At 57.3% G+C, this 17,342-nt stretch carries 18 protein-coding genes; 6 read left to right on the forward strand and 12 right to left on the reverse strand.

Features of this window, described 5'->3' with window-relative positions; genetic code table 11:
- Positions 1-175: 175 nt before the first annotated feature.
- The gene (locus tag ACXAET_RS14155; protein WP_475186283.1) at positions 176-505 is read left to right on the forward strand and encodes a hypothetical protein; all 330 of its coding nucleotides are present in this window, start codon (positions 176-178) and stop codon (positions 503-505) included.
- 4 nt (positions 506-509) lie between these two features.
- Here the strand turns inward: ACXAET_RS14155 and ACXAET_RS14160 are convergent, their stop codons facing one another.
- Positions 510-1,013, reverse strand: a complete 504-nt coding sequence (locus ACXAET_RS14160) for a potassium channel family protein (RefSeq protein WP_475186289.1) — start codon at positions 1,011-1,013, stop codon at positions 510-512.
- A gap of 75 nt (positions 1,014-1,088) precedes the next feature.
- Positions 1,089-1,994: an oxygen-dependent tRNA uridine(34) hydroxylase TrhO gene (gene trhO / locus ACXAET_RS14165; RefSeq protein WP_475186293.1), complete on the reverse strand. Its 906-nt coding sequence runs from the start codon at positions 1,992-1,994 to the stop codon at positions 1,089-1,091.
- Positions 1,995-2,091: 97 nt separating this feature from the next.
- Between trhO and pncA the strand changes: the two genes are divergently transcribed.
- Positions 2,092-2,685 carry a bifunctional nicotinamidase/pyrazinamidase gene (gene pncA, locus ACXAET_RS14170; protein ID WP_475186297.1) on the forward strand — a complete coding sequence of 198 codons (594 nt, stop codon included), beginning with the start codon at positions 2,092-2,094 and terminating at the stop codon, positions 2,683-2,685.
- Here pncA and ACXAET_RS14175 read toward each other — a convergent pair.
- Positions 2,682-3,215, reverse strand: coding sequence for a hypothetical protein (locus ACXAET_RS14175; RefSeq protein WP_475186302.1), 534 nt, complete (start codon positions 3,213-3,215; stop codon positions 2,682-2,684). The genes pncA and ACXAET_RS14175 overlap by 4 nt on opposite strands.
- A gap of 166 nt (positions 3,216-3,381) precedes the next feature.
- On the opposite strand from ACXAET_RS14175, the gene pncB reads away from it, so the two are divergent.
- Positions 3,382-4,674: a nicotinate phosphoribosyltransferase gene (gene pncB / locus ACXAET_RS14180; RefSeq protein ID WP_475186306.1), complete on the forward strand. Its 1,293-nt coding sequence runs from the start codon at positions 3,382-3,384 to the stop codon at positions 4,672-4,674.
- A gap of 3 nt (positions 4,675-4,677) precedes the next feature.
- Here the strand turns inward: pncB and ACXAET_RS14185 are convergent, their stop codons facing one another.
- Genes ACXAET_RS14185 through ACXAET_RS14210 form a run of 6 tightly spaced genes read right to left on the reverse strand, consistent with a single transcriptional unit; the run spans position 4,678 to position 12,147 of the window.
- Positions 4,678-6,129, reverse strand: a complete 1,452-nt coding sequence (locus ACXAET_RS14185) for an aldehyde dehydrogenase family protein (protein ID WP_475186309.1) — start codon at positions 6,127-6,129, stop codon at positions 4,678-4,680.
- Between the two features lie 30 nt (positions 6,130-6,159).
- Entirely contained in the window at positions 6,160-7,758 is a 1,599-nt protein-coding gene (locus ACXAET_RS14190) for an ABC transporter ATP-binding protein (protein WP_475186313.1), read from the reverse strand.
- Entirely contained in the window at positions 7,755-8,570 is an 816-nt protein-coding gene (locus tag ACXAET_RS14195) for an ABC transporter permease (protein ID WP_475186321.1), read from the reverse strand. The genes ACXAET_RS14190 and ACXAET_RS14195 overlap by 4 nt, the downstream gene beginning before the upstream one ends.
- Positions 8,567-9,514: an ABC transporter permease gene (locus tag ACXAET_RS14200; RefSeq protein WP_475186326.1), complete on the reverse strand. Its 948-nt coding sequence runs from the start codon at positions 9,512-9,514 to the stop codon at positions 8,567-8,569. Before ACXAET_RS14200 ends, ACXAET_RS14195 begins: the two co-directional genes overlap by 4 nt.
- Before the next feature lie 10 nt (positions 9,515-9,524).
- Complete coding sequence (locus tag ACXAET_RS14205) at positions 9,525-10,607, reverse strand: ligand-gated ion channel (protein WP_475186330.1); 1,083 nt, start codon at positions 10,605-10,607, stop codon at positions 9,525-9,527.
- A gap of 52 nt (positions 10,608-10,659) precedes the next feature.
- On the reverse strand, positions 10,660-12,147 hold the full coding sequence (locus tag ACXAET_RS14210; RefSeq protein WP_475186341.1) for an ABC transporter substrate-binding protein: 1,488 nt from the start codon (positions 12,145-12,147) through the stop codon (positions 10,660-10,662).
- Positions 12,148-12,315: 168 nt separating this feature from the next.
- On the opposite strand from ACXAET_RS14210, the gene panB reads away from it, so the two are divergent.
- The 3 genes from panB (at position 12,316) to glpK (ending at position 15,543) form a co-directional block, all read left to right on the forward strand.
- Positions 12,316-13,155 carry a 3-methyl-2-oxobutanoate hydroxymethyltransferase gene (gene panB / locus ACXAET_RS14215; protein ID WP_475186345.1) on the forward strand — a complete coding sequence of 280 codons (840 nt, stop codon included), beginning with the start codon at positions 12,316-12,318 and terminating at the stop codon, positions 13,153-13,155.
- Positions 13,152-13,997, forward strand: a complete 846-nt coding sequence (panC, locus tag ACXAET_RS14220) for a pantoate--beta-alanine ligase (protein ID WP_475186348.1) — start codon at positions 13,152-13,154, stop codon at positions 13,995-13,997. The genes panB and panC overlap by 4 nt, the downstream gene beginning before the upstream one ends.
- 67 nt (positions 13,998-14,064) lie before the next feature.
- Entirely contained in the window at positions 14,065-15,543 is a 1,479-nt protein-coding gene (gene glpK, locus ACXAET_RS14225) for a glycerol kinase GlpK (protein ID WP_475186351.1), read from the forward strand.
- 13 nt (positions 15,544-15,556) lie between these two features.
- Here the strand turns inward: glpK and smpB are convergent, their stop codons facing one another.
- From smpB to ACXAET_RS14240, 3 genes are all read right to left on the reverse strand, one after another.
- Entirely contained in the window at positions 15,557-16,033 is a 477-nt protein-coding gene (gene smpB / locus ACXAET_RS14230) for an SsrA-binding protein SmpB (RefSeq protein ID WP_068336745.1), read from the reverse strand.
- Positions 16,034-16,080: 47 nt separating this feature from the next.
- On the reverse strand, positions 16,081-16,623 hold the full coding sequence (idi, locus tag ACXAET_RS14235; protein ID WP_068336747.1) for an isopentenyl-diphosphate Delta-isomerase: 543 nt from the start codon (positions 16,621-16,623) through the stop codon (positions 16,081-16,083).
- 205 nt (positions 16,624-16,828) lie between these two features.
- Entirely contained in the window at positions 16,829-17,242 is a 414-nt protein-coding gene (locus tag ACXAET_RS14240) for a c-type cytochrome (RefSeq protein ID WP_475186357.1), read from the reverse strand.
- Positions 17,243-17,342: the final 100 nt, after the last annotated feature.

The raw sequence follows: 17,342 nt of genomic DNA on the forward strand, positions 1-17,342 counted from the left end.
CCCGACGCGAAATGTCGGGAACAGGCGCAGAGGTCCGGTTTCCTCGGAGTTATCTTTTTTGGTTTGTCAGTCAAAAAAGGCTGGCATGGCATATTTCCGCCGAGTCCCCCGTGCCCCCACTTGAAATAAACTGTTAATGTTCCATCTTTGTTCTATATAGTCAGAGGAACATCCGATGGCCCAACACACGCAAAGCACCGCCTTGGGCGGCCCGTCAAACGACTATCATCTGCTCCCCGTTACAGACCGGCAGATGCGCTATGCCCGCGCCATCGCCAAACAGTCCGCGTTGGATATTCCTGTTGAGGCGCAGCGCGACCGTAAATCGTTGTCAGCGTGGATTTCGGCGCATAAACCGCATGACCCGTCACCTTTTGCTAATTATCCCACAGGCAAGCAGGTCGCTTTTGCCGAACGCATCTCGCGCAGCAAACGTAGGCCGATCCCGTCCGAGTGTTTCCGCGACAAACACGCCATGTCCATGTGGATCGACCGCAACAAGTAGGCGGTCAGTGCCTTTTGTGATCGCGCGCGTAAATCCCGACAGCCGCGGCGACGAACAGGCCTAACAGGATATAGCCGGTAATCGCCTCGGCCACCGCCAGCCCACGGCACAGGCCCGCAGGGCGCAGATCGCCAAAGCCCACCGTCGTAAACGTGACATATGAGAAATACAGAACGTCGGATGGCCCTTTTGCGCCGACAACACACAGGTCGTAATACCCGAACGAGCCGTAGACGGCGGCAAACAGGAAGGGGACGACTTGTATAAAGGATATCCCCATCAGCAAAAGCTGGCGCTTTGGCGATTTGACCTGAGTCATTGAGTACCAGGTCTGCGACACCAGCCAGATCATCAGCAGTATCGTTGTCGCCGTACCGATCTTGTCGCCGGCGGTCGTCTCACTCAGACGGGACAGACCAAACCAGGCGACAAAGCTGACAATCACCAGGCCAAAAGCGGCGACCAGGGTCGACTTCCACTCTTCCAGCGTTTTTGGTTCGCGGCGCATGATACCTCCGGTCGGGTGATACGGGTATGATGATCGGCTTTCCGACCCGCCCCTGCAACCTTGTTTATCAGTGCCTTAGTCGGTGCCCAGATGCTCGTGTCCGCGCTGGCGTGCCAGGGCGATCTGTTTTTGTCGCTCGCGAAAACGCATCTTGTCGGCCTCAGATGTCTCATGAATGCAGTTGTGGCAAGACACACCATGTTCGTATTCAGGGCGCTTCATGTCTTCGGGTAGGATCGGACGGCGGCACCCGTGACACAGGTTGTGCGGGCCTTCGACCAGCCCGTGCCCGACCGAGACACGATTGTCGAATACAAAACACTCACCCTGCCAGGCGCTGTCTTCTGCGGGCATTTCTTCGAGATAGCGCAGGATGCCACCCTTCAGGTGGTACACATCCTCGATCCCTTGCCCCAACAGGAAATTCGTCGACTTCTCACAGCGGATGCCGCCGGTGCAGAACATCGCGACGCGCTTGTTATGGAACCGATCCTTATTCTCCGCCCACCAGGCCGGAAACTCGCGGAAACTGGCTGTTTCAGGGTCTATTGCACCTTCAAACGTGCCAATTGCCACTTCGTAATCGTTGCGAGTGTCGATCACCACAACGTCGTCTGAACGGATCAGATCGTTCCAATCCTCGGGGTCGACATAGTGGCCGACGCGGGCACGGGGATCGATTTCCGGCTGGCCCATTGTCACGATCTCTTTCTTCAGGCGGACTTTCATCTTGCCAAAAGGCGGATGATCAGCGGTCGCCTCTTTCCACTCCAGATCGGCACAGCCGGGCAGGGCACGGATATGCGCCAGTACCGCGTCGATCCCAGCTCGTGGTCCGGCAATGGTGCCATTGATCCCCTCTCGCGCCAGCAGCAGTGTGCCTTTGACCCCTTGCGCCCGACATAGCTGTATCAACGGCTCGCGCAGGGCAGCGTGATCCGAAAACCGGGTGAAATGATATAAGGCAGCAATCGTGTACATACGCGCGGTCTAAACCCGCGCTGAAAGAGTCGCAAGGGATTGGATTGACGCCCCCCTTTCATCCGCTTACCGATGTGGCAACCTGACGGAGACCGCGATGACCCATGCCCTGCTTGTAATCGATGTCCAGAACGATTTCTGCCCCGGTGGTGCGTTGGCCGTATCCGGCGGGGATGAGATCGTAGCCCCGATCAACGCCATGATGGGCGACTTTGATGCCATTATCCTGACGCAGGACTGGCATCCGACGGGGCATTCCTCATTCGCCAGCTCTCACAACGGGAAAAACCCGTTTGACCTTACCGACATGCCCTATGGCCCACAGGTCTTGTGGCCGGATCATTGCGTACAGGGAACACAAGGCGCGGCGTTTCACCCGGACTTGCGCACAGATGGCGACCTAATCATCCGAAAGGGGTTTCGCAGCGCAATCGACAGCTATTCCGCCTTTTTCGAAAATGACCAAACGACCCCAACCGGGCTGGAAGGGTATCTGAGAACTCGCGCGATCGACAGGTTGACCCTTGTCGGACTTGCAACAGATTTCTGCGTTCATTTCTCGGCCGTGGACGCGGCGCGGCTAGGGTTTGACGTAGCCGTTCGCATGGACGCATGTCGCGCCATTGATATGGACGGGTCGCTGACCGCCGCCGAAACAGCGATGCGAGATGCGGGCGTTGCGCTGATTTAGGGAGTGGTGCCTTGCGAGGCCAGGTATCGAAGTATGACAACCACGATCACCGCCAGCCCAAGTGCAAAGCCGATGCGACCCTGAATCGAACGCCGTTTTGGTTTCTTCACCTCGGCTTGCCGGGTCTTTGGCGTCCAGTCCGGTACCTCGCGGGTAATTTCTGCCCTTGGTCGGGCGCGCCGCACATCATCCAGAAATTGCCAGAAGTCGAAATCGCCGCAATATTCGCCCTGAACACCCATGTTTCGGATGTTGGCGAATAAGCGCTTTAAAATACGCTCGCGATCTGCGGCATCCTCGGACCGGTAATACCCGTGTGGCAGGCCGTTGCCTTTTGATTCCAGGCTAAACCCGGATTCCAGAAAAATTCGGCGGATCTTAGGGGACGCGCTGTGCAAGGCCGCGATGGTTCGGGCGTTGCGAAAAGACGCGCGAACGGCCCGGTGACCCTTCATGGCGGCAACACCATGTTCGGGATCCACTTCGTCCGGTGCGATCGCCACAATATCAAAATCGTACTCAAGAACCATTCACTAACTAAACCTTGTTCTTCCAACCCCTTCTTTTCACTAACCAATGAAAAGACCACACAATTTGCTCGATTTGTGACCTCAACTTGTCATTGTTATCAATTTAGCGACTCTTGCTAATCCACGCACCTATTGATCTAACAACGGAAATCGCAGGAGTTTTACCATGGTCGATATTGCGACGCGTGTGTACAATCATAAATGGAAGATTGACCCGATTGTACGGTCTTTGATCGACACAGACTTCTACAAACTGCTGATGTGCCAGTCAGTGTTTCGAAATAAGCCCCAAACGGATGTGGTTTTTTCGCTGATCAACCGGTCGAATCACATTCCACTGGCGAATCTGATCGACGAAGGTGAGCTGCGCGAGCAACTGGATCACATCCGCTCGCTGGGTCTCAGTCGGGGCGAAAGCACCTGGCTGCGCGGCAATACCTTCTATGGCAAACGTCAGATGTTCCGGTCGGATTTCATGGAATGGTTCGAAAATCTGCGCCTGCCGCCCTATCACCTTGAGCGGAAAGGCGATCAGTATGAGCTGACGTTCGAGGGCAAATGGCATGAGGTCATGCTGTGGGAAATCCCGGCGCTGGCGGTGCTGATGGAGCTGCGGTCACGTGCGGTTCTGAACCAAATGCGCCGGTTCGAGCTACAAGTGCTTTACGCCCGTGCGATGACGCGTGTCTGGGAAAAGATCGAAAAGCTGCGCAAGATCGACGGCTTGGGGATTGCGGATTTTGGCACAAGGCGGCGACATTCGTTTCTGTGGCAGGACTGGTGCGTGCAGGCGATGATCGAGGGCTTGGGACCCGCATTTTCCGGCACCTCGAACTGTCTGATCGCCATGCGGCGCGAGGTTGAAGCGATCGGTACAAACGCGCATGAACTACCGATGGTCTATTCCGCGCTGGCCGATTCAGATGACGATCTGGCGCAAGCCCCCTACGATGTATTGAGCGACTGGCACGAAGAACATGATGGGAATCTGCGCATTATTCTGCCCGACACCTACGGAACCCAAGGATTTCTGGACCGCGCGCCGGACTGGCTGGCGGGTTGGACCGGTATACGCGTAGACAGCGGCGATCCGGCTGCGGGGGCTGAGGTTGCTATCAACTGGTGGAAATCACGCGGCGAAGACCCGACGCAAAAGCGGATCATTTTCTCGGATGGTTTGGACGTTGGGAAAATCCAGGAGTTGCACAACCAGTTCGCCCATCGCACCAAGGTTTCTTTTGGTTGGGGCACATTGTTGACCAACGATTTCCGCGGCCTGGTCCCGAATGACGCGCTGGCGCCATTCTCGCTGGTTTGCAAGGCGGTTTCGGCCAATGGCCGACCGACCGTGAAACTGTCGGACAACCCGGAAAAGGCAATGGGTCCAAAAGATGAGATCGCGCGCTACAAGCGGATCTTTGGTGTGGGAGCGCAGGAATCGGTAGAAGTTATTGTTTAGACCCTAACCATGATAAGCTGCCACGGTTTTTACGTGTGAGAACCCGTAAAGCGCCTCGAACCCTTTTTCCCGGCCATGACCTGATTTACCCACGCCGCCGAACGGGAGTTCTACCCCGCCACCCGCGCCGTAATTGTTGATGAATACCTGCCCCGAGCGAAGCTGTTTTGCCAGCCGCATCTGGCGGGCTCCATCGCGGGTCCAGATGCTGGCGACCAACCCGTACTCAGTTGCGTTGGCGATCTGAATTGCGTCTTCCTCGGTGTCAAAGGGAATCAGAACCTGAACAGGGCCGAAAATTTCGTCTTGGGCCAAGACGTGATCCGGTGGAACATCAGCAAAAAGAGTAGGCTGGACATAGGCACCGTTTTCTGGCGCATGGTCAACGAGGCACCCCAGGCCTGCGATGCTGAGATCAGACCCCTTGGCCAAAAAGCCTTCTACAATGTCTTTTTGCCGCGCTGAAATCAGGGGGCCGAGCGGCAAATCCTCTTGCGCAGGGCCAACCTTCAGGTCGGCATACGCCGCTGCCATGCGCGTCTTGACCTGATCATACACGCCGCGCTGGACCAGAATTCGGGACGAGGCCGAGCATGTCTGCCCGGCATTCTGAATACCCGCATTCACCAAAAAGGGCAGGGCGGCATCAAGATCGGCATCGTCAAACACCAGCTGCGGGGATTTCCCGCCCAATTCCAACGTCACCGGCACCACATTGCGCCCGGCGGCCTGCTGGACAAGCGCTCCGGTCGCAACCGAGCCTGTGAAGGAAATATGATGGACGCCCGGATTTGCTGATAACGCTGCCCCGGCCTCGGCCCCAAGTCCGGGCACGACGTTCAGCGCGCCAGCCGGCAGGCCGGCCTGTTGCGCCAGATGGGCAAAGGCCAGTGCGGTCAGGCAGGCCTCTTCCGCTGGTTTCAGAACACAGGCGTTGCCCATCGCCAGCGCCGCCCCGACCGAGCGGCCAATGATCTGCATCGGGTAATTCCATGGCACGATATGGCCCGTGACGCCATGCGGCTCGCGCAGGGTGTAGACTGTGTAGCCATCCAGATACGGGATGGTCTCACCCATCACCTTATCCGCCGCGCCGCCATAAAACTCGCAGTACCTGGCCAATGCCACCGCATCCGCACGTGCCTGCGTCAGCGGTTTGCCCACATCCATCGCTTCAAGCTGTGCGAGGTCATCGACCTTTTCCAGCACCAACTGCCCCAGCCGCGTTAGGATGCGCCCCCGCTCCAACGCAGTTTTTCGCCCCCAATCGCCGTCCAATGCCTTTTGCGCCGCCTGCACCGCAGCGCCGATATCCGCCGTTTTTCCGCGCGCAATCCGGCAAAGTTCCGACCCGTCCGATGGGTTGGTAAGCGACAGTGTTTCCCGCGAAACCGGCCTGACCCATTCGCCGCCGATCAGACATAATTCGGTGTTGAACCAGATTGGATGAGACATGAATTCCTCTCCTTAGGGTCTGAAACTCGCTCACGCGACGTTGTTGCTGATTTCTGGCAAGGTCGGTGCGGCGTTGATTAAGCTTTGGGTATAGGGGTGTTTGGGCTGGGCAAAGACCTGCTCGGTCTCGCCCTCTTCGACGATCTTTCCCGCCTGCATCACCATCACCCGGTCAGTGATCGTGCGGACGACGCTTAGATCGTGGCTGATGAAAAGGTAGGTCAGGTTGTAGGTGGCGCAGAGTTCGGCAAGCAGGTCGAGAATCTGCGCCCTGACCGAAACGTCAAGGGCCGAGACTGCCTCATCAAACAGGATCAGCTCGGGTTGGATGACCAAGGCGCGGGCGATGGCGATCCGCTGCCGTTGGCCCCCCGAAAACTCATGAATGTACTTGCTTGCATCATCCGGGTTGAGACCCACAGCTTTGAGCATTTCCGCGATGCGGTCCTGTCGCTCGGACCCTGTGGGCGGGGTTTCAAGCAGGTGAAAAGGTTCGGCGATCAATCGGGCCACGCGGTGACGTGGATTGAAACTGCCATAAGGATCCTGAAACACCACCTGCATCTTACGGCGGACTTCGAGGTTGGGTTTGTGGCCTGAAAAAACAGGTTGGCCATCCAGTCGAATTTCGCCAGACTGTACCTCATCCAGCCCCAATATGGCCTTTGTTAGGGTCGATTTTCCACAACCGGACTCTCCGACAAGGCCAAGGCGTTCACCCCTGTTCAAGGCAAAGCTGATGTTATCCACGGCGCGGTGATGTTCCGGCCTGTCGAACAACCCTTTTCGCGGCAAGCGGTAGGTGCGGATGACGTTCGTGACCTCAAGCAATGGTTGGGGCTGCGGCCGCTCTGGCAGGGTCACCTGATGACCCGAGGCCTTGAATAGCATCCGTGTGTAAGGGTGCTGCATGTTGTGAAGCAGGTCGGTTGTCGCCCCGCTTTCAACCACCTCACCATGGCGCATGACAACAATCTCATCCGCCATGTCGGCCACAACCGCCAGATCGTGGGTGATCATCAACAGGCCCATCCCGAATTCGCGCACCAGCCCTTTGAGCAGGTCGAGGATTTGTGCCTGTGTTGTCACGTCTAGTGCGGTGGTTGGTTCATCCGCAATCAACAGCTTGGGGCGCAGCGCGATAGCCATTGCGATAACGACCCTTTGGCGCTGACCGCCCGAAAGCTCATGTGGGTAGCGTGACAGCGGAAAGCGGTCTTGGGGCAGCCCGACGCGCGTCAGCACCTCTTGCGCGCGCGCCTGAGCCTGGCTGCGTGACATGGCCTTGTGGATCAGGATCGTCTCCATCACCTGATCGCCGATGGTTTTGACCGGGTTCAGGGCTGTCATCGGCTCTTGAAAAACCATGCCGACCGAGGCACCGCGCAAGGTGCACATCTTGGGCTCCGACAGGGTCAGCAGGTTCTGGTCCTCAAGCAAAACGGACCCGCTTGCCTGTGCTCCGTTCGGCAGCAATTGCATCACGGCCAGCGCCGTCATCGACTTACCCGAACCGCTTTCACCGGTTACGGCCACAATCTGACCGGGTTCGATAGACAGGTTGACGCGTTTCAGGATCTCAACGCTGTGGATCGATAGTGAGAGGTTTTCAATTCGCAACAGGCTCATGCGCGTGCCACTCGGATGCGGGGGTCCAGCCAATCTCGCAATCCGTCGCCCAACAGGTTCAGGCCCATCACCGTGATGATGATCGCCAGACCCGGAATCAAAGCCAAATGCGGGGCAAAACTGACCATTGTCTGCGCATCAGCCAGCATCCGACCCCAGCTGGGCGTTGGCGGTTGCGCGCCTAGTCCGACATAGGACAAGCCTGCCTCTGCCAAAATCCCAAGCGAGAACTGGATGGTTCCCTGCACGATCAGCAAATTGGCCACATTGGGCAGGATATGTTCCGCTGAGATTCGCGCCGCGCCCTTGCCCGAGACACGCGCAGCTAGAATGAACTCACGTTCCCAAAGAGAAAGCGCCGCCCCGCGAGTGATGCGGGCAAAGACAGGAATGTTGAAGATGCCGATGGCGATGATTGCATTGATTGCGCCAGCGCCAAGGATCGCGGTGATCAGGATGGCGATAACCAGCGATGGGAAGGCAAAGACCAGATCGTTACCGCGCATGATCACCTCGTCCAGCCAGGTGCCTTTGCGCGCTGCGGCCATAAGGCCGAGCGGAATTCCCAGAGCCATGCCGATGCCGACTGCCACCAGGGCCACCGCGATGGATGTACGTGCGCCGATCATGATCATCGAGAACATATCGCGCCCGAAATGGTCTGTTCCGAACCAATGCTGTGTACTGGGGGGGTGTAACTTGTTCGGGATATCCAGCGCCGCATAGTCATAAGGCGTCCAGATAAACGACAGCAATGCCGCCAGCAGCACCAGCGATGACAGCAGCGCGCCAAGGATCAGGTTGCGGTTCATGTCCGGCTCCTTAGCCTTGGATCCACGGCGGCATAGGCGAGATCGACCAGAAAATTGACCGTGATGACAGCGAAGACCAGCAGCATGACGACTGACTCCACGACAATCAGATCGCGCGCAGAGATCGCCTGAAATACCAACCGCCCCAGACCCGGCAAGTAGAACACCTTTTCGATGATGATCGACCCCGCCAAAAGGAAAGAGAATTGCAGCCCGATGATCGTCAGAACCGGGATCAAAGCGTTGCGCACACCGTGCCGCCACAATGCCTGACGGCGGGATACCCCCTTGGCGCGGGCGGTGCGCATGAAATCCTCGCCCAGAATATCCAAGAGCGACGATCGCATGACCCGCGCCAAAATCGCGGCTTGCGGCAGAGCAAGTGCGATGGCAGGCAGAGTTAGTGAATGCAGACCCGTCCACAGGCCGTTTTCCCAACCTGCAAACCCCCCTGCGTTGAACCATCGAAGGTTGATTGCGAAGATCAGCACCAGCATCATCGCAAACCAGAAATTAGGCACCGCAATACCCAGTTGTGTCGCCCCCATCACCGTCAGGTCGCCCGGCTTGCCCCGGCGCGCGGCGGCGTAAATTCCGGCCGGGAATGCGATCAGGGTGGATAGTGCCAGCGCATAAAGCGCCAAGGGCAACGAAACCCAAAGCCGATCCGCGATCATCTGCGACACCGGTGTACGATAGGTATAGGATGTTCCGAAATCCCCCACCAGCATACCGCTGACCCAGTTGAAATACCGCTGAACCTTGGGCACATCCAACCCCAACTCGGCCCGCAACGCGGCCAGAGTGTCCTCTTGCGCGTTCACACCCAGCATGAACGAGGCCGGATCACCGGGCGCGACCTCGATCACCATAAAGATGACCAGCGACGCAACCATAAGGCTGATCAGCAGGGATATCAGGCGTTTAAGGGTATAGCGGAGCATCAAAGCCACGTTAGGATGACAAAAAGCCCGGGTCCAGCAGATAGACAAAAATCGCATAGCCGACAATCGCTGCGTATCCAAGCGGATAGATCCACTTGATCGCGTAGTTGTCCAGCTTTCTGGCCGTATCCTCGCGCCCGGATGTCTTCAATTTGCGCAAGGCCACGTTGAACACGATCAGCGCACCGGTCATCACGAACATGCATTGCAGGATGAAATCCAAAAAGGTCAGATATCCCAGCTTCGGCAGGTCGGCAGAAATCGCCCAGTTGAAGGCTACAAATACCAACAGGTTAGCGCCGGCGATTTCGATCCGGCGGCGGTACTCGTCCAGAAAAAACAGCGCCCAGCCGACAGTGATCAGAACCAACATCGGCAGGAATACCCGGATTGTATAGTAGGTCAGGTGCCGGTGGCCTTCGAACGCCAGCGCGATCTGATCACTGTCCCGCCCTGATATACCTATGACGGTCGAATGCTCCATCCGGGCGTTTTCCAGTATCCACTCTTCTTCTCCCAAAAGGTCTCCGAGGCCGGAATACGCATCAAGCGGATAAAAAGAGACATATTCGGACGGAAAGACCGATGCGACCTGAAAATAAAACTCTTGCGTGTCGAACGGGTATTTCCGGAAGTTAAAATGCGGCGCCTGAAGTGTGAGCGAAGATTTCTCGACATAGAGGACGTGCCCGTCATAGCGCAACGAAGCAGCGGATTCATGAATCCACTTGTTTGATTGCTGGTTGTGGACGACAAAAGCGGGCAATACCGTACCAAGCTTCAGCGCATGATCAGCAAGTACCGGCGGGTGAAAAACCTGAATGTCCCGCCCGACATCCTCGCGATCGAATGCCAGAGCAGGATCGGTCCATTCGACACGCAATACGACGACCGCACCGTAGTTTTCTGCCTTCTGATCCACGCTGGTGATTTGGTCGATGCGGATACCTACCCCTGCCCTCAGTGGATTTTCAGGCGTTCCGACCAATGGACCTAACCCGCCCCGCAGCGTGGTTTGTGCCTGTCCTGCGTTGCCCAAGACAACAAGGCAGACACAAACAGCAAAACACCAAAAAATACGGGCGGGGTTCATCGCAAAGCTCACTTACGTACAGATGCGGGGCCCGTTCTGGCCCCGCGCATGATCATTCGGCCCAGCTGATCTGAGTTAGGTCAATCGCCGCGGTCGGCGCGTTTGCCCACAGACCTTGAACACCGGTCTTTGCGACCCCCAGCTTAGCCAACTGGAACAAGTAGCCATTGACGAAATCACTCGCGATCAGACGTTGCATCTCACCCAGTAGCCTTTTGCGTTCGTCCGGGTCCGTAGTTGCATTCAGCGTCTGCATCAGCGTTTGAGCATCCAGGCTGTCATATTGGAAATAATAGTCGGGCCGTGCGTAGATGCCGATATCCATCGGCTCGGTATGGCTGATGACGGTCAGGCCGAAATCCTTGCCCTTGAAGACTGATTCCAGCCATTGCGCCCATTCGACGTTGATGATCTCGGCCTTGATACCAACCTCAGCCAGTTGTGCGGCGATAATCTCTCCTCCGCGCCGGGCATATGCGGGTGGCGGTAGGTGCAATGTGGTTTCGAACCCGTCTGCATACCCCGCGTCGGCCAGTAGCATGGCGGCCTTTTTCGGATCATAGTTCGAGGTTCCGGTCAGATCGATGTAAGCCGGGTTGTGAGGTGCGAAATGCGTGCCGATGGGTGTGCCATAACCAAACATCGCCCCATCAATGATCGCCTGCCTGTCAATGGCATGGGCCAGCGCCTGCCGCACGCGTATGTCGTCGAACGGAGGTTGCTTGTTGTTGGTCGACAGGATCGTTTCGCCCTCGGTCGAACCGACAATCACCTGAAACCGCGGATCAGCTTCAAATTGTGGCAGGTTTTCAGGGGCAGGGAAGTTGTCGAATGCATCCACGTCTTCCGCCATCATGGCGGCAAACGCCGCCGTCGGGTCCGAAATGAATTTGAACGTGGCAGTCTCTAAAGCGGGCTGTTCGCCCCAGTAGTTCGGGTTGCGGTTCAGGACTATGCTATCGCCCTGCACCCAGTCGCCGAAAGTAAACGCCCCCGTGCCCACTGGATTGGTCTGGATGGATTCAATGCTTTCCGGTGCCACGATAACCGCATCGCCCCATGCCATATTGAACAGGAAATTGCCGTTCGGTTCGGACAGGGTGACTGTGACGGTCAAGGGGTCAATTACCTCAACGCTTTCGATCCCTGCAAACAGCGCTTTTTGCGCATTGACGCTGTCTTCAGCCATGGCGCGATCAAGGCTGAACTTGACATCCTCGGCATCCATTGCGGTGCCGTCATGGAATGCAACCCCTTCACGCAGCTTGAAAGTATAGACGGTGCCGTCGTCAGAAATTTCCCAGCTTTCGGCCAGCCCCGGCACCACCGAGCCATCGCCCATAAAACGCGTCAAACCTTCGAAAATGTTGGTGTAAACAACGGAATCAATGGCTTGTGCCGCAGCGCTTGTCGGGTCCAGATGCGGCGGTTCAAGCTGCATCGCGATGGTGATGTCGGACTTGGCCAAAGCCCCGGTGGCAAAGACGCTGGTCCCTAAAACCAGTGCAGAAGCAAATGATCGAAACGCTTGCTTAGTCATGAAAATCTCCCCGCGTTGCATAACTGTCCCCGCTGTTTTGCGGGCTTTATAGAAACAATGTTCCTTTAAACCTTGGTTCAATCAAGGAAATGTTCGCGCAACCGGGGTTTCTATGACCCTGTTCAATCTGCTATGCCGCGCTGCAACATGAACTCCGGAGGAGCGACCATGAGCGCCACCGCTCGCAAAAAAGCCCCCAATGCCGAGGATATTCGCGCCCGGAAAGGCGGCACGCCTTTGGTTTCTCTAACGGCCTACACCACGCCGATGGCCCGGTTGATGGATGCACATTGCGATTTTGTTTTGGTCGGCGACAGCGTGGGTATGGTGCTGCATGGGCTGGAATCGACGCTGGGCGTGACGATGGAGATGATGGTGCTTCATGGTCAGGCCGTTTCGCGCGGGCTTAACGATGCGATGATGGTGATCGACATGCCCTTTGCCAGCTATGAACACAATCCGGCAGAGGCGTTTCGCAATGCCGCCCGGCTGATGGCGGAAACCGGTGCAGGTGCGGTAAAGTTGGAAGGTGGCGTTGAAATGGCCGAAACGATCCGCTTTCTGGTCCGGCGCGGCATTCCGGTGATAGCGCATATCGGACTGACACCGCAGTCGATCAACACACTGGGCGGCTACAAGGTGCAAGGCCGCGATCAGCAGGCGCAGGCCGTACTGGCAGATGCCCATGCCGTGGCCGAGGCAGGTGCGTTTTCCGTGGTGCTTGAGAAAATTCCGCAAGGTCTGGCCGACCAAATCACCGCGGAGGTTGCGATTCCGACCATTGGAATCGGCGCCTCAGCAGGGTGTGACGGGCAAATTCTGGTTGTTGACGATATGCTAGGGTTTTTTACCGCGTTTAAGCCGAAATTCGTCAAACGCTATGCCGAATTAGGGCAACAGGCCGAGGCTGCCATCGCAGAATACGCGGCCGACGTACGCTCTCGCACGTTTCCTGCCGACGAACATGTGTTCGCAGATCACGCCCCGGCCAAAGGGTCCACGACATGAACGCCCCTATACTGCGCCGCCTGACCGAATTGCGCGCGCTGATGACCAAGTGGCATCGCCATGACGAAACTATCGGAGTCGTTCCTACGATGGGCGCGCTTCATCAGGGGCACTTGTCCCTGGTTGAAGCTGCCAAAGCTGGCACCGACCGTGTTATCGTCACGATCTTTGTAAACCCAAAACAGTTCAACAACCCCGAAGATCTGGCAAATTACCCGCGGACTGAGCATGAAGACGCACAAAAACTGGCCCCCTACGGTGTTGATGCGATTTACGTACCTGACCCCCAAGAGGTTTATCCGCAAGGCTTTGCCACGACAGTCTCTGTCGCGGGTCTGACCAATGTGATGGAGGGTGAATTCCGTCCGGGACACTTCGATGGGGTTGCCACCGTTGTTGCCAAGCTGTTCCTGCAAACGCAGGCAGATCGAGCCTATTTCGGCGAAAAAGACTATCAACAACTGATGACTGTCCGCCGCATGGCCCGCGATTTGGACATCCCGATTGATGTGGTCGGCTGCCCAACTATTCGCGAACCCTCGGGGTTGGCGATGTCGTCGCGCAACCTGCGTCTTTCGCCCCAAGGGTTGGAAGTTGCAGCCAACAAATACCGGATCATGACCGATCTGGCCTTGGCCCTGAAACAGGGTACGGCCTTCGATGCTTTGGCTCCACAAGCAGAATCGGATTTGCTGGCCGCGGGTTTTACGCAGGTTGAGTATATTCAACTGCGGTGTGCAGAAACGCTGGAACCTTTGGCCCGCGTGGGGCAGCGCCCCGCCCGACTGTTTGCGGCAGCGTGGGCGGACGGTGTACGGCTGATCGACAATATTGCTGTCTGAACGCTCTGGCACGTCCGGCAGTGTTTGCGCTAAAGTCCCGCAAAACCAAACGGGAGGGGCGCGGGGAATGACCTATATTCTCGCTATTGATCAGGGCACCACATCATCACGGGCCATATTGTTTGACGCCAATATGCAGCGCGCAGGCACGGCGCAGCACGAGTTCACACAGCATTTCCCGCAGGAAGGCTGGGTCGAACATGATGCCGAGGAAATATGGGACAGTGTCCTGCGTGTCTGCCGCGAAGTGATGGACAGCACAGGCGTCGCGCCAGAGCAGATCGCTGGTATCGGAATCACCAACCAGCGTGAAACCACCGTCGTCTGGGACCGAGCCACGGGCCAACCAATCCACAACGCGATCGTCTGGCAGGATCGCCGTACCGCCGATATTTGCGCGCGTTACAAGCAAGCGGGGTGCGAAGATGACGTGACCTCTCAGACCGGGCTTTTGCTGGACCCATATTTTTCTGGCACCAAGGTCAAATGGCTGTTGGACAAAGTACCCGTCGCCCGCGCCCGCGCAGAAGCCGGAGAGCTGATGTTCGGCACCATCGACAGTTTCCTGATCTGGCGCCTGTCCGAAGGGCGCAACCACGCCACCGATGCAACCAACGCCGCCCGTACCCTGCTGTTCGACATTCACAGAGGGGAGTGGAGCGCCGAGATTTGCGACCTGCTGGATGTGCCCATGAACATGCTGCCCGAGGTGCATGATTGCGCCTCGGACTTTGGATATACGACCCTATTAGGAGGAAATATTCCGATTCTGGGCGTTGCAGGCGACCAGCAGGCCGCTACGATCGGGCAGGCCTGTTTCCAGCCTGGCATGATGAAATCGACCTATGGGACAGGCTGTTTTGCGTTGCTCAATACGGGCGACAAGCCGGTCGCGTCAAAGAACCGCCTGCTTACAACAATTGCCTACCAACTGGATGGGCAACGGACATATGCGCTGGAAGGGTCGATATTTGTGGCCGGGGCTGCAGTACAATGGTTGCGCGATGCCCTGAAGATCATCGAAACAGCCTCCGAAAGCGGCGAACTGGCCCAACAGGCCGATCCGAATCAGCACGTTGTACTTGTCCCTGCCTTTACCGGCCTCGGAGCGCCGTATTGGCAGCCCGATTGCCGGGGCGCGATATTTGGCCTGACCCGCAACTCCGGCCGCGCGGAATTTGCCAAGGCAACGCTGGAGAGCATCGCGTACCAGACCCGCGACCTGTGGCATGCCATGCAGGGTGACTGGGGCGTAGATACCGAAGTCACCCTGCGCGTAGATGGCGGGGCCAGTGCCTCGGACTGGGCGATGCAGGGGTTGTCAGACTACCTGGGTGCGGCCGTCGACCGCCCGGTCATGCAGGAAACTACCGCTCTGGGTGCTGCGTGGCTGGCCGGAATGCGCGCGGGGGTTTATCCTGACCAACAAGGGTTTTCGAAAACCTGGGCACTGGATCGCCGGTTCGAGCCGAAACTGTCGGCCGAGGACCGTGATGTCGCCTATGCCCGCTGGCAGCGCGCGGTCGCCGCTGCCATGGCGTTCTGAGAATGGTGAGGGATCAGCTGTGATCCTTCATCAACCGCTGCTTCTGACGGGACCAGTCCCGTTTGGCCTGGGTTTCACGCTTATCGTGTAGCTTTTTACCCTTAGCGATGCCGATTTTAAGCTTGGCCCGGCCTTTGTGGTTGAAATACAAAACCAGCGGCACCAGCGTCATACCCTTGCGCTGGGTCGCGTTCCAAAGGTTTGACAGCTCTTTGCGCGAGACCAACAGCTTGCGGCGGCGGCGCTCTTCGTGTTTGAACACCTTGGCCTGCTCATAAGGCGCGATATAGCTGTTGATCAGCCAAAGCTCTCCGTTATCGACCGTGGCATAGCTCTCAGCGATATTAGACCCGCCGGCGCGCAGGGATTTAACCTCGGACCCTTCAAGCACGATGCCGCACTCGATATCCTCTTCGATCGCGTAGTCGAAGCGGGCGCGCCGGTTTTCGGCAATCACTTTGTAATTCGGGTCTGTCTTTTGTTTGGCCATGACGCGTTGATTTAGGCGGCTTGGTCCGCCCTTGCAAGCCAAGGATGTCAGGACGTGGCCGCAAACATCAGGTCGGGGCCGAATATCGTGTCGGCATAGTTGTGGAGATAGATCTTCAACCACGGCGTAAAGCGCTGCGGGTGGCGCTGCACTTCGGCCAGCAGATCATGGTAGTCAATCCAGCGGATATCCATCACTTCGTCTGGGTTCGGCTCGATTTTTAGCGGGCTGCGGACATGGGTCAGGAAGATGTCCACGACCTCATGTTCGATCATGTTGTTACCAACATCGGCGTGATATTCCAGGCGATGGCGGTATTCGGGATACAGGCCGGTGATCCCCAATTCTTCACGCAGGCGACGCACCGCGCATTCCGAGGGCGTCTCACCCCAATCGGGATGCGTGCAGCAGGTATTCGCCCAGAGGCCCGGCGTATGATACTTCCCCAAGGCTCGGCGTTGCAGCAGGATCTCGGTCCCGCGAACGGCAAAGACCGACACCGCCTTGTGCCGAAGACCCTTTTCATGCACCTCAAGCTTGTCCACAGGGGTCAATTCGCCGTCAACCCAGGCCGGGATCATGATACCCATCTGTCGTCTCCTGCTGGCGATCCACCGAGCGGCGGAAAAGGTCGAAACTGGCTGCCGTCGGATCGGCTTGGCTTTGTGGCATCACGCGAAGGCACGATGAACACGATTTGTAAAAGGTGGCGCTGATCGGACAAGTTATCAATCGCACGAAAGGCCGCAGGGGCTGCGGCCTTTTGTAACTTATCGGTATGTATGGCCTCAGGCGTTATTCGGCCGACAGGCTTGCGATATAGGCGTAGACATCTTCGCCGCCCGATTTCAACTTGAACGTCATCTTGGACTTGGCGGCTGTATCATCCAGATAAGATTTCAGGAACGCCTTGGGATCCTGCGTATATTCCGCGAAAGTGGCTTCGTCCCAGATTAGGCCACTCTCACCAGCAGCGACGAGACTATCACCGTATCTGAAGTCTTCCACAGTGCCCGCCGTACGTCCGGCGATGCCATATAGGTTTGGGCCAGTCCGTCCGCCTTTTACGATCACGTCGCCATCGGGAGTCGCGATCATGTGACAGGATTTGCATCTGTTGAAAGCTTTCTTTCCAGCCTCTGCATCTCCTTCAGCGAAGGCGGGAAGGGCCAACAGACCCACAATTGCGGCGACAAGGACGCGATTCATAACTTTTTGCTCCGTAGTTTTGGCTGTGCCGACAGGATCGTTGGTTCCGGGTGGAGTCAATGCGCAGATTGCCGCGTGGGGGTATTTACCAGCGCAACAG

Source organism: Ruegeria sp. AWH4_226 (assembly GCF_056159225.1).